Consider the following 13,250-nt stretch of genomic DNA (forward strand, 5'->3'; position numbering starts at 1 on the left):
CAAATCGATACCGCCGGTCGAAGCACGCCCCTGCCGGCATGGTCTAGTGGCGTCCCCGCTGGAATTCATGGATCGGCTGCTCGCTGCCATAGCCCCCGCTTCCTGATAATGCAGCCAGGCGAGCAGCCACACCGGACGCACCCCGCCTTAAGGTACGTCGATAAGTGAGCGCGCTGGCTGAGAAGCCAGAAGTAGCCCGATCAAGGCCCCAGTCGCCAGCAGCACTTGGTGCCCCCCATTTCGGCGGCCGCCGATAGCGATTGGCAACCCAATGCCAGGCCGCGCCGTTCTCGCACTCGTAAAGATCATGCAGGTAAACGTCTTCGCTGGGAACCAAAGGATGCACCAGTCTTGTACCAGTCTTGTGTCAATGACACTGGAAAGCGCTAAGACCCGAGAACGCTAGGCCGACCCGCCCTGCGCAATCATCAAGAAAGCCCGATCTTATAGCGGATGCTCGTTCCAGAAGTGGACGATACGCTCCTCACGGCTCATGCCAGGCCTCGACGCGACCCCTTGAGGAATCGACATCGCCGGCGAGCCGACGGCTTGAATTCATTTGACGTGGGCGGCGCCCGGCAGGATTCCCATCAGCCATCGACAGGGATGTCACCGACGTATCGGTCCCGGAATCAATGCCATCGCGCCACTTCCGCACTCCGCCCGTTAGGGCAGTGGCCGTTCGAATCTCCGTCCTGGAACAGGACGCTGACAAGACCGGTACAAGACTAGGACACGTCCGTCTTTCGCCAGCGCTCCCGTTACTCGACGCTGGTGAGAGGAACGTGAGGTAGTCGATGTGCCGGTGGCTGCGGGGGCTACCTGCCCACCGATCGCGAGTCTCGTTGGAGGGACCAAGAATGGACAACCTGCTCACCGTCAGCGGCGACCCGTTCCAGCTCGACGTGGAGATCGTCACGGAGGGTCCGGTCGCCGCCGCGCTGATGGCGGACACGGACGACGGCTGCGACACCGTGAAGGGCAGCGACTGCTAGCCAGCGCTCCTGTCGGTTCCGGTGGGTGTCCCTCCGTACTCCTGCCGGAACCGATGCCCTCATCGGGCGGCTTCTCGCATGGAAAGGGATCGTAAGGGGAGGTGGATCGGAGGTGGACGCCATGTTTCGTACGGTCGATGCCGCCACCATCCGTGTCGCAGCTCATTCATGGCGGGATTGCGCGGTGCCCTGGCCGCACCGGCATGACGCGGCCGGCGTTGAAGACTGGCTTCGAGCGGCGTGGCGGAAGGTCGGGTTGGCGGATGCGGTCTGGGTGGCGAGCCCTGGATTCGTTGACCGCGTGGAAGCTGCCCTCGGCGGCGGGACTTTCGACGCTGTCCGGGGTTGGCGGATGGCGTTGGCGTTGGCGCGGTACTTGGTGCGTGCTCAGCGACGGGCGACGCCGTTCGGATTGTTCTCGGGAGTTACGACGCTGCGCTTCGACACGCTGGCCGCGGTAACGCCGTCTCAGCGATCGGCGGTCCTCGTACGGCCCGATGCGAGCTGGCTGGCGTCGCTGGTCACGCGGCTTGAGGCCGATCCGGACGTTCGCCGTGGTCTGTATGTTCAGGCGAACAACCTGGCGCAGGTGTCTGGGCTTCGGATCGTCGTGAAGTGTCGGCCGCATGCCTCCGTGCCCGTCGGGAGCACGGCGTCGGTGAGACGCACCGAAGCCGTGCAACTGGCGGTGTCGCTTGCTTCCGGCCCAGTGCTCTGGGCTGAGCTGGTCGACAAGATCGCTGCCAGCTACCCGGGCTTCGCACTTACCTCCGCCGAGGCTCTGGTCGCCGACCTGGTCGATCACGGTGTGCTGATTTCCGCTCTCCGGCCGCCGTCTACCTGCACAGACTCGATCAAACATGTCCTAACGCAGCTTGACGCCCTCGCTCATGGCGCATCTGGAGGGCGGGCTGTTCGCGCTGAGCTTCGGTCGCTGCACGGTCGTCTCGGTGCCACAGTCGGGCGAGGGGTGGACCTTCGTGAGCTGGCCAATCAGATGCGGAGTATGGCGGCCTCCTCGCAGCCGTTGGCGGTGGATGTTCGGCTCGCGGACCAGGTCGTCGTACCGCATCAGGTCGCCGCCGAGATCGTCGCGTCGATGGACGTGTTGCGGCGGTTGACGCCGGATCCGGCGGGGCGGCCGGAGTGGCATGCATACCATGCCCGGTTTATCGACCGGCACGGGATGGCGGCTGTAGTGCCACTTGCCCAGTTGGTCGATCCGGTGACCGGCCTGGGATACCCGGAGCACTTCAGCGGCGTGAACCGGGCGCCGGTGGCCTCGCTGTCCGGTCGGGATGAGCGCCTGCTGGCGCTGGCGCAGCAAGCGTTGCTCGACGGTGTCCGTGAGGTGGTCCTGGATGATGCGGCCGTGCAGGCGCTCGCCGGTTCAGATCGCGACGAGGGCCGTTCCAGCCCTCACGTCGACGTCGCGGCTGAGGTGCGCGCGATCTCGCTCAGCGCGCTGGAGGAAGGCCGGTTCGTCATCGCGCTGACAGGTATGGGTCGGTCAGCGATGGCGACGGGTGGACGCTTCCTCGACGTGCTGCCCTACGCCGAGCGGCAGTGGATGCGCAAAGAGTTCACGCGCCTTCCGCTCGCGGTCGAGGGGGCGCTGCCGGCGCAGGTGAGCTTCCCGCCGCGCAACCTGCGTGCCCAGAACGTGCTCACTTCCCCGCAGGTACTTCCGTGGCTGGTCAGCATGGCCGAACATCGACCTGCTGCCGGGAACGTGATCGGCCTCGATGACCTCGGCGTGGCCGCCGGCCGCGATCGATTGGTCCTGGTGTCGATGTCACGGCGTCGAGTGGTGGAGCCCACCGTGGCGCATGCCGCCGCCGTGCACACGATGCCGCTGCTCGGCCGGTTCCTCATCGAGCTACCGCGAGCCTTGGATGCCCGACTCAAGCCGTTTGACTGGGGTGCGGCTTCCTGCCTGCCGTTTCGGCCCGCCCTGCGGTACGGGCGGGTGATTCTGTCCGCGGCGCGGTGGCGGGTCGACCTGGCTCGGCTGCCCGGCGCGGACGCGAGCGACGGGGAGTGGTCAACGGCTTGGGAGGCGCTGCGAGAGAAGCTGCGACTTCCGAGGTGGGTGCAGGTCGGCAGCGGCGACCAGCGGCTGCGGCTCAACCTCGATCAGGCTATGGACCGGTCCCTGTTACGCGCCCACTTGGGCGCCAGCACGGCGGCGGTCACCATCGTCGAGGCGGCGGGCCCGGAAGACTTCGGTTGGCTGTCCGGCCGCTCACACGAGATCGTCGTACCGGTCGCCTCCACGGCAGCTCCGGCTTCGGTGCCCGCCGCAATCGCCGCTCAAGGCTCCTGGCCGCCTCCTGCCTGCGCTGACCCAGTTCTGCCGGGAGCGGGCGGTCTCCTGTCCGGATCGCTCGCTGTCGAGCCGTCCCTGATGGAGCTGGTGTTGCAGCGAGGGCTACCGGCGCTGTTCGCCGACTGGCCCGAGCCACCGATGTGGTGGTTCATCCGCGTGCGCCGCCCGTTCTCGCACCTGCGACTGCGGCTGCACACCGACGACTACGGTGACGCGGCGGTCAGAGTCGGCCGCTGGGCCCAGGCGCTTCGGCAGCAGGGACTCGCTGGTGATCTGAGTCTGGACACCTACCGACCTGAGACCGGTCGGTACGGCGACGGCCAGGCCATATCCGCCGCCGAGAAGTTGTTCGCCGCTGACTCCCGCGCCGCCCTGGCTCAGATGGCGACGAAGGACGAATCTCGGATCGACCAGCAGGCGCTCACCGCTGCGAGCACGGTCGACCTGGCCGCTGCGATACTCGGCAGCCACGATGACGGCTGCGAGTGGCTCGTTGCCCGGCCGGAACACGCCGGTCGGGCGCCGATCGAACGGCATGTCCTGCGTCAGGCGGTCACCCTCGATCAGACGTTCCTGCCTGAGCCCGTCCAGCGCGCGTGGCGGGAACGATCTCGGGTCGCCCTCCGGTACGCCGAGGCACTGTCCGCCTCCGGCAGTCCTCTGACCCCTGCGGCGGTGCTCGCCTCGCTGATACACCTGCACTTCGTTCGCGTCCACGGTCCTGACGAGGCTGCCGAGCAGGTCACGTATCGACTCGCCCGGCACATCGCGCTGGCTGCGGTCCGCCGTCGTGTGCGCACCACGGGGCCCTCTCGATGACCGTCACGCTGCTGGACGCTGCGCTGCTCCGAGCGGCCGAGACGATGGCGTCGCGCATCACCGACAGCCTGACCGAACCGCCGGCCCCGAACCATGCTGGAGACGACTACGGGCCACGGAGCACACGTTGGTACGGCCAATCGCTGTCCAAGGGGGCCGCCGGGGTGGCGATCCTGCACGGGGTGCGCGCGCAGACGGGTCACGGTGGCTGGGAGCCGGTCCGTGCGTGGCTGCGCCGCGCGAGTGCGGAGACGCTCAACAACGGTGCCGGAGCGGGGCTGTGGTTCGGTGCACCCGCTGTCACCCATGCGCTGACCACGGCTATGCCACACGCCCACCTGGCTGCCCTGGACGCCCTTGATCGTGCCGTCGCGGACCTGACCGGGCGTCGGTTGGCCGCTGCCGAGGCACGCCTCGCAGCAGGTGCCCGGCCCTCGCTGTCAGAGTTCGACCTAGTACGCGGGCTGACCGGCCTTGGAGCCCACCTGCTGCGCCGCTCCCCTGACGGCGACCTGCTGCGCCAGGTGCTGATGTACCTGGTGCGGCTCACCGAGCCGGTCGACGCCTTCGACGAGGCCGGCCGGCTCGCGCCGGGTTGGTGGAGCGCGGATCCACCCGATGGCGAGGGACCTGAGCGGGGCGGACATGCCAACCTCGGTATGGCGCACGGCATTACCGGCCCGTTGGCCCTGCTGGCTCTGGCCATGCGTCAGCACATCGGTGTGCCGGGACAGACCGAGGCGATCGGTCGGATCTGCTCATGGCTGGACAGGTGGCAGCAGACAGGCCCTGCGGGCCCCTGGTGGCCCGAGAAAATCACCGCCGCGGAGTTGCACGCCGGTAAGCCCGCCGCGAGCGGACCGGCGCGGCCGTCCTGGTGCTATGGCACCCCGGGTATCGCACGCGCCCACCAACTCGCCGGAATCGCCCTCGGCGACTGCGCCCGACAGCAGGCGGCAGAGGAGGCGCTGGCCCGCTGTATGGCCGACCCCGTTCAGCTCAACCAGGTCATCGACCCGTCGCTGTGCCACGGCTGGGCAGGGCTCGCCGCCACGCTCTGGTACGCCGCCGCCGACGCCCGCGACACCAGCCTGCCCGCCGCCGTGCCACACCTGACGCGGCTGCTGATCCAGCACGCCACCGACACCACTCCCGCGCCGTCCGGCCTGATCACGGGCCCCGCCGGCGTGGCCCTCAGCCTGCACATCTTCGCTACCGGCACCGCCATCCAATGGGCCACGAGCCTGCTGATCAACTAGACGAGAAGAGCATCATGGACCTCGACCTCGACCCCGAACCCGGTACCGAGCCACCACCGGACGCAGGCCCGATCAGCCGGTGGCGTCAGGTCAACCTGACCTTCACCAACTGGCGCACCGCGGAGGACTACGCCGCAACCCGGCTTGCCCCCGCGCTCGCCGCCGCCGAAGACCACAGCGTCATCACCGCGTTCTGGTTCATCCGCAAGACCGAGACGTGGCGGCTGCGGCTGCTGCCCAGCAGCCGGCTCGCCCCGCTCTACACCCTGCTCGCCGACATCACCGCCGACGACCGCATCCTCGACGTCACCGAGCCCATCTACCGGCCCGAGGCGTACGCCTTCGGTGGCGACCACGCCATGACGATCGCCCACACTCTCTTCCACGCCGACGGTCGCCACATCCTCGACCACCTCGCCGACGGCGGCAGCCACCGACGCGAACTCGGCGTCCTGCTCGCCACCCGCCTCATGCGCGCAGCCGGACTGGAGTTCTCCGAACAGGGCGACGTCTGGCAGCACCTCGCCACCCGCCGACACCAACCCCACGCGCCCGCACCAAGCCCCGGGCTGGTCGCCGCCGTGCAGCGCTTCCTCACCGCCACCGACGACACGCCGCACAGCCCACTAAGCGCGGCCCCTCAATGGCCGAGGGCTCACGAGCAGGCTGGCCAGGCCCTCGGATTCCTCGACCGGCACGGAGCACTGACCCGCGACCTGCGCAGCGTGCTGACCCACCACGTCCTGTTCCTGTTCAACCGGCTCGGCATCTCGGCCCCCGATGCCTGGCTGCTGGCGACGGCCGCCGTGCACGTCACCTTCCACCACTCGTCCGGCATCCAACCCGGCTATCAACCTGCCGGCACGACCGACAGTAGGGTAAAAGCGGTGAAAACCTCCCAAACCGAACCGCAAGGCTCCGACGCAGCGGCACTGCGCGACCAGCTCGTCACCACCCTCAAACAGCGCGGCCATATCCGCTCCGACTCCGTCGAACAGGCATTCCGGACGGTACCCCGCGAGCAATTCCTTTCCGGCGTCGACCTGGAAACCGTCTACACCCGCCGTCAGATCGTCACCAAACGCGACCCCAACGGTGCCGCGCTGTCGTCGGCATCGAGCCCCAGCCTCGTCGCGGACATGCTCGAACAACTCGACCCACAACCCGGAGATCGCGTCTTGGAGATCGGCGCGGCCACCGGCATCAACGCCGCCCTCCTCGCCGAACTGACCAACCCCGGCGGCACGGTCGTCACCATCGAACTTGATCAGGACCTCGCCGACGGCGCCCGCGCCAGCCTCGACCGCGCCGGCTACGACACCGTCGACGTGATCTGCGCAGACGGAGCCCTCGGCCACCCCGACGCCGCGCCCTACGACCGCGCCATCATCACCGCCGGAGCGTGGGACATCTCCGCGGCCTGGTGGAACCAACTCGCCGACCACGGCCGCATCGTCATACCCCTACGGGTACACGAGAGCGGCCTGACCCGATGCTTCGCCTTCGACCGCACCAGCCCCACCGAGCTGGTCAGCACCACAACGCCGCTGGTCTGCGGATTCGTGCCCATGCGCGGCACGGCCGAGCACACCGACCACCACGTACGCCTCGGCACCGACGTGGTCCTTAAAATCGACGCCGCCGACCAACCCGACCGCCTCACCCTCGCGAACGCCATCAACCACTCCCAGCACGAGCGGTGGACCGGCATTCAGGTCAGCGACGCCGACCCCATCGGCCACCTTGACCTGTGGCTCCTTGTGCACAGCAGCAAGCCGTTCGGCCGTCTCCGCGTCGGCGACACCGCCCGCACCAGCGGAATGGTCACCCCCGCCTACCGATGGGCCGGAGCCGCCATCTACCACGGCGGCACCATCGCCTACCTCGCCTTCCAAGACATCGGCGGCGGCCACCACGAACTCGGCGCCATCGCCTACGGACCGGACGCCGACAAGCTCGCGACGGAACTGACCGACCTACTCGACCAGTGGGACGAGGCAGGCCGCCCCAACCAGCCCACCGTCACCGCCCACCGTCCAGGAACCCGACCGGCCCAGACCGGCCAGATCAGCCGACCCGACACCGTCCTCACGATCACCTTCTAACCGCGTGCAGCCGGGGCGGTGCCCTACCCCGCCCCGGCTGCGCCGAGGCGAGCACGGCCGACACGCCGATCACCACTGGTCAACCGGCCGCCGGTTTACCTAGGACGCGGACTTCCGCAGCGATAGAGGAGAGACCATGGCCCTGCCGCTCGCCCCCACGATCGCGGCCCGGTTTCCCCTCGTCGCCCGCAAACGACCACCAGCCAAACCTCTCGACGCACGGATAAGCCGCCTCGCCGGCCTAGCCGAAACCGCTCACCGCGAAGGCGACTCGGAGAAAGCGTCCATGGTGTTCAACGGAGCCGCTCTCGTCGCCTCCGACTGTGCGGACGCAGAACTCGCCCGCACCTGGTGCCACCGCCACGCGAACCTCTACCTCAGCAAAGCCCCCCTCGACGGATACACCGGCCGATTTGCCCTCGAACCAGTCGTCAATCTCGCCCGCCTTCGCCTCCGCGCCCACGACGGGCAAGGCGCACACCGCCTGCTCACCGACCTCTACGACGCGGTCGTCAACAGCAGCCCCACTGTCATTGACGACTTGGAGATACTTCCTTGGCAGCTCCCTGCCGAGCCCAGCGAACGCGAACAGATCACCAACTGGCTATGTCACGTCCTGCTCGCCGATGGAACCCGAGCCCTCACTCTCGCCGGCCGCTGGACCGAGGCCGTCACGCACGTCCAACGCTACGGCGGCATCGAAGCCAATCTGCTCGATGGGCGGCAAGTCGGGGTCGTAGCTAACCTCCTGCAGGGCAACGGTCCCGCAGCTACCGCCATCCTCAACCAGAGCACAATCGAGCACCCGTGGGAGGAGCCGGTGCGCGGCCTCCTACATAGCTGGATCGCTGCCGCCCTCGGCGACCGGCACCAAGCCGACCAACCTAGTTTGATCAACCAGGTGTCAGGCCTGGTGTTGCCCCCCGGGCTCGGAGTGTTTCGGACCCGGCTCAGCCTCACCGTCCTCGACCTTGCCGCTGACGTTTCCCCGGCTGTTGGAGCTTGCCTGGTCAATTGCTTGGTCACAGCCGTGGTCCGCGAGCAGGACGCCAATCCAGCGCGCGAACTCCTCAACCATCCAGCCGTTGGTGCAGAACACCATGAAGCGTTGAAGAAAATAATCGCTGCAAGCGGCCTCGGCGTCGGCCTACTGCCACAATCCGCGCGCCGCACTCTCTCGATGGCGCTCGATCTGGCCGGAATCGCGATACACGAGGCCCACCTTTCCGGCCGTAATTCGCACGCTTGACCGCGCAGAGGCAAACGGCCGGGTCTCCTGGTCAAACCGGCCGGCCACCCAGTCGCCTGTCCATCTCGCTGCGGCATCATGCACACTGATCAGCGGATAGCCGCATTGACGCTGAGTGCATGGCCTGGGGGATACCCGTGGAGACGGTACGGCGGTGGACAGGCCGCGAGGCGAAGGCACTGCGCCTGGCGCTGCGTATGAGCGTGCGCGGTTTCGCCGAGCACCTGGGGCTCACTCCGACGGCTGTTTCCAACTGGGAGAAGCGCGGTGCGTCGAGCCGGATGCGCTATGAGACCCAGCAGATGCTCGACGTCGACCTCGCACGGGCATCGACCGAGGTCAGGCAGCGCTTCGCCCAGGCCCTTAAGGCGGCAGTCGCTACCGTGCCAAGCCCATCGCCGCCTCCTGTCGACGGCCCTCGGCCGACGAGGCAAGACCTCGGTACCCGCACCAGAGAACGGACCGCTGCCGTCCTCGCGGCGTTCGGTGTCCAGCATCCCGACGAACTTGGCTACGTGCCGCCAGCCGACGTCCAACGGCTGGTGGCGGACTTGTTGGCCTCAACCTCCCGCGTCTTCCTGGTCACCGGTCCCCCGGGCTGCGGCAAGTCCAGCTTCACCCGCCACCTGGCGGCGCAGGTTCCCGGTGTGGATGTTCAGCTGCTGACCACGGACTCGTGGAGTGGGGACCTCGACCTGGCGCGAGAGATCCTCCGCTACGGTTCCCTGCCGGCCGGCGAGGATCCCCTGTTGACTCTGGAAGACGAGAGCCAGAGCCTGTCCCGGCCACTGTTGGTCGTCATCGACAGTCCGCAGTCCCGCGCTGTGGTCGACAAGGTCTGCCGCCAACTTGACGCCACGCTGCGGCAGGTGCTCTCGAAGAATCTGCGGTTTCTCCTCGTGCTGCGTACGCCACCGGAAATCGAGCTCGCGCCCTATCCCGTCCTGGCGGCAGCGGTCGTCCCCGGTCAGGATCCCGGCGTTGGCGCCTCGCTACCGCTCGGGCGCTGGGACACTGGCACCGCTCGGCAGGTGTGGAACGCCCAGCGACACGAGGGCGAGCCCTCGTTCGACACGCTACCCGCGAAGATCCGCAACCTGGTGCGTCTGCCGCTGTACATGAGCCTCATCCGGGCCGCCAAGTCGACTGAACCGCTCGGGGAAACCAACGCCTACCGGCTCGTGGAGTTCTGCGTCGCTTCGATCTTGAAAGCCGCGGGCCTGGATGTCGAACGCGCCACCGCGGCCCTAACCACCCTTGCGCGACGGCAGCTCGCCGCAGCATGGCCTCATTACCTGCTCCCCCCGATCCAAGCCGACTCAGACAATGCTGATGATGTCACCGCGTCCTCGGCGACAGGGCTCGTGCGGTCCGGACCGACCAGCGGCCTGACGTTCTATCACGACGTCATTCGCGAGTTCCTCTTCGCACGCTGGCTCGCCCAGCTCATCGAGGCCCAGGGGCGCTCGACCGTCACCATCGAGCTGCTCAACGACCTGGCCACCCGCACAAACCAGTCAGGCGACCTGCGAGGCGTCCTGGAATTCGCCTTGCAGGGCTTGGACGCCACGACACCGGAGCTGCTGGCCGCCGTCGCCCAGTCACCATCGGTCAGCATCACCGAAACGCTGCCGATGATGCTCGAACTCACCGGCGATGCCCCCGCCTTCGCCACCGCCGAGGTGCTGCGCGTATGCGCCTCACGGTGCCTACACGACAATGGGCTTCCCCTCGCCAGAGCCCTCCTGCACACCAGCGCAGCCGCCACAGCCCTCGGCACGGAGTACCCCCGATGGATGCTGCGAGTGCTGCGCCGCTTCGGCCCGACAGTCTGGTCCGACATCGTGGCGTGCGTCGAGAGGCAGCTACCCATCGCCGCCGTCCACGACTTCGTTCGCCTCGCACAACTCGACGCCGTCGAAGATGCGGTGTTCATCGCCCGACATTTCCACGTCTTCCTCGCCACCGACAACGGCAGTTCTCACGAGCTGAAGGCACTCCTGGCCCATCCCGACTGGCGAGCCCGCGCCGCCCTCGTCGAAGGAATCCGAGCAGGCCGTGCTGTCCCACTCCACACGATCACCGAGGTCCTGGAAGCGTTGGTCGCGGACCGCGACTACAAGGTTCGCGCCGCCGTGGCCGACGCTGTCGGCCGCTCGACCGCATCCGGCACGGAACACCTGCTCGCCACTCTCCTCAACGACCGCAACTGGCACGTCCGCGAACGCCTCCTCCAAGGGCTCGCCGCCCGAGCTGGGCACGACGACTCCGCTGCCGACCTGGTCATCAGCAACCAGGACGCCTGGCGACACGGCCCTCGAAACGTCCGAGTCGCCGCACAGCGGCTTCTACTCAAGTCCGGCAGACAACCGATCCCCGACGAAGACTCAGCTCGTGGTGCCCTGTTCGGCCTACTTCGAGAAGCCCGCACCGGTGCCCTACGGCTCCCTCCGGATGTCAGATCCGCCCTGATTCGCCAGGGCGGCACCTCAACCGACTGGCTCGTCCGCACCGAAGCCAACCTGCTCGACGGACATGACACAGGCACGATCACGACCGCAGGAATCAGCAAGGAAGCCTTCCGCCGTCTCCGAGACCGACGCGCACTCCAGGTCGCACTCGATGTCCGCGACCTCGACTACGCCATCAGCGTCGCGCAGGCCGCCGTCACCGCTGGCGTGCGATTCATCGAGATCGGCGACCCGCTCATCAAGAGCGTCGGCATCCAGGCAATCAGCGCTGTCAAGCAACAAGCACCTGGTGCATGGATCGTCGCTGAGATGATGTCGGCAGACTGGGGACGCGACCAGGTGGTCCTCGCGACCGAGGCCGGAGCCGACGTCGTGCTACTCATCGGACCCGCCAGCATCGCCAGCGTCTCGGCAGCCGTCGAGGCCAGCAAGCGCCTCACCGTCCCCGTCATCATCGACGTCCCCACCGGCCGGCTGAATCAAGGCTGGGTCCAGGACATGGAACGCGCGGGAGTCGACGGCTTCGCCATCACCACGAACATCGACCTGGGCGTAGCCGGTTTCCACCCCCTCGACCAGGCGCAACTGATCAGGTCCTGGACCAAACTGCCGGTCGCGGTCTCCGGCGGCTTCGAACCCACCGACGTCGAAGCCAGCCGACGACGCTCCTGGGACATCCTCGTCGTCGGTCGCGGAGTCACCGACTCCCTGGACCCCGCCGTCGCCGCGCGGGACCTCGCCGCATCAATCGAGCTTGCCGAAGGACACCGCTCATGATCATCACCCCGCTCACGGTCGACCGCATCCCCGACCTCGAAAAACTGCTCGCGCTAGGAGAGCCGCACATCAGGCTGCGGGGCTCATCGGACTATTGGCTTTACGCCACGCTGTTCGCCGACACCTGTCCACTCGCCATCGTTGACGGGCAGGTCGTCGGCAGCGTGATCGCCTTCCGAAGCCAGGTCGACCCGTCGGAGATCTACCTTCAGGACGTGATGACGCACCCCAGTCACCGCCGGCAAGGGGTCACGCGGGCGCTCGTGGAAGAAGTCCACCGCCGAGCCGCTCTCTGGGGATGCCGACGCCTCTACCTCACCTCGGAACCCGACAACGGCGCTGCGCACCGGGCTTGGCTCGCCTTGGGGTTCACCAACGTCCCTGGCGATGCCGTCGAGCAAGGAGTGTCCGTAGCCCACGACTACAAGGGGCCCGGAAAACACCGTGCGGTATACGAACGCCGGCTCGAACCGTGACCCGTCCTGGGCCAACAGGGCACGCATGTGCCGTGGCCAACCTACGGTCGAGGTGTGAAACCCCAGAAACGCGATACCCGGCACCGAAGGACACAATGAGATCCGGAGCAGTCGGACTCCTAACCAGCAACGGCGAAGCCCTGCTCCTGCGGTGTCAGCGCGGGAACGGGGCCGCCGTCACGGAGCCCTCAGCGTCGCTACTGGTGAAGCTGTAGGACCAACTGACGGCCTTGCCCCCGGCGAAGGGCATCACACCGTGGAACACGCGAGGCTGGTCGGCGAAGACCAGTGGCAGGAAGTGCTGGTCGCTCTCCCACATCGGCACCCGGCCGGCGAGCACGTCCACAATCTCGGTCCACACCAGCGTGCCCTCCGGGCACTTCAACCGCAGCTTGCCCGACCAGCGGGGGATGCGGAATAGGAACCCGAACCAGTTTTCCCCACCACGACCGAACCCCGGCCAGGAGATCGTTCCGGCGAACTGCACCGACCGGCACTCCAGTCCGCTCTCCTCCCGGATCTCCCGACGCATTCCGGCGATCACGTCCTCTCCCGGCTCGACCTTGCCACCCAGCCCGTTGTGATAGCCGTAATGCAAATCATCGGGTCGCTTATCCCGCCGGATCAACAACACCCGCTGGCCGTCGGGGTGAAGGACGTAGCCGAGCGTCGCAAGGATGGCCTGCACCCGCTCACCATACGTGCCAGGACCGCCACGGCAGCGACACGGCGGGGAGCTCCGAATCTTGCGGCTCCTCACCGAGGACCTC

At 67.6% G+C, this 13,250-nt stretch carries 8 protein-coding genes; 7 read left to right on the forward strand and 1 reads right to left on the reverse strand.

The genetic code is table 11. The annotated features are described in order from the left end of the window. Positions 1-860 precede the first annotated feature (860 nt). From AB0D32_RS03760 to AB0D32_RS03790, 7 genes are all read left to right on the forward strand, one after another. Positions 861-995, forward strand: a complete 135-nt coding sequence (locus AB0D32_RS03760) for an FxLD family lanthipeptide (protein ID WP_357084409.1) — start codon at positions 861-863, stop codon at positions 993-995. Between the two features lie 121 nt (positions 996-1,116). Next, positions 1,117-4,143: a lantibiotic dehydratase gene (locus tag AB0D32_RS03765; protein ID WP_357085635.1), complete on the forward strand. Its 3,027-nt coding sequence runs from the start codon at positions 1,117-1,119 to the stop codon at positions 4,141-4,143. After that, the gene (locus AB0D32_RS03770; RefSeq protein WP_357084412.1) at positions 4,140-5,402 is read left to right on the forward strand and encodes a lanthionine synthetase C family protein; all 1,263 of its coding nucleotides are present in this window, start codon (positions 4,140-4,142) and stop codon (positions 5,400-5,402) included. The genes AB0D32_RS03765 and AB0D32_RS03770 overlap by 4 nt, the downstream gene beginning before the upstream one ends. Before the next feature lie 14 nt (positions 5,403-5,416). Beyond that, positions 5,417-7,507: a methyltransferase, FxLD system gene (fxlM, locus tag AB0D32_RS03775; protein ID WP_357084415.1), complete on the forward strand. Its 2,091-nt coding sequence runs from the start codon at positions 5,417-5,419 to the stop codon at positions 7,505-7,507. Between the two features lie 136 nt (positions 7,508-7,643). Further along, entirely contained in the window at positions 7,644-8,756 is a 1,113-nt protein-coding gene (locus AB0D32_RS03780; RefSeq protein WP_357084419.1) for a hypothetical protein, read from the forward strand. Positions 8,757-8,893: 137 nt separating this feature from the next. Continuing rightward, entirely contained in the window at positions 8,894-12,004 is a 3,111-nt protein-coding gene (locus AB0D32_RS03785) for an orotidine 5'-phosphate decarboxylase / HUMPS family protein (protein WP_357084422.1), read from the forward strand. Then, positions 12,001-12,480 (forward strand): GNAT family N-acetyltransferase, encoded by a 480-nt coding sequence (locus AB0D32_RS03790; protein WP_357084424.1) that lies wholly within the window; start codon positions 12,001-12,003, stop codon positions 12,478-12,480. The genes AB0D32_RS03785 and AB0D32_RS03790 overlap by 4 nt, the downstream gene beginning before the upstream one ends. A 154-nt stretch (positions 12,481-12,634) precedes the next feature. Here AB0D32_RS03790 and AB0D32_RS03795 read toward each other — a convergent pair whose 3' ends face one another. Further along, on the reverse strand, positions 12,635-13,168 hold the full coding sequence (locus tag AB0D32_RS03795) for an 8-oxo-dGTP diphosphatase (RefSeq protein WP_357084427.1): 534 nt from the start codon (positions 13,166-13,168) through the stop codon (positions 12,635-12,637). Between the last annotated feature and the right edge of the window lie 82 nt (positions 13,169-13,250).

The organism is Micromonospora sp. NPDC048170 (genome assembly GCF_040652795.1).
GTDB lineage: Bacteria > Actinomycetota > Actinomycetes > Mycobacteriales > Micromonosporaceae > Micromonospora.

Coding starts and splice junctions, on each gene's coding strand:
- AB0D32_RS03760 (WP_357084409.1), top strand. CDS start 861: ATGGACAACCTGCTCACCGTCAGCGGCGACCCGTTCCAGCTCGACGTG.
- AB0D32_RS03765 (WP_357085635.1), top strand. CDS start 1,117: ATGTTTCGTACGGTCGATGCCGCCACCATCCGTGTCGCAGCTCATTCA.
- AB0D32_RS03770 (WP_357084412.1), top strand. CDS start 4,140: ATGACCGTCACGCTGCTGGACGCTGCGCTGCTCCGAGCGGCCGAGACG.
- fxlM (WP_357084415.1), top strand. CDS start 5,417: ATGGACCTCGACCTCGACCCCGAACCCGGTACCGAGCCACCACCGGAC.
- AB0D32_RS03780 (WP_357084419.1), top strand. CDS start 7,644: ATGGCCCTGCCGCTCGCCCCCACGATCGCGGCCCGGTTTCCCCTCGTC.
- AB0D32_RS03790 (WP_357084424.1), top strand. CDS start 12,001: ATGATCATCACCCCGCTCACGGTCGACCGCATCCCCGACCTCGAAAAA.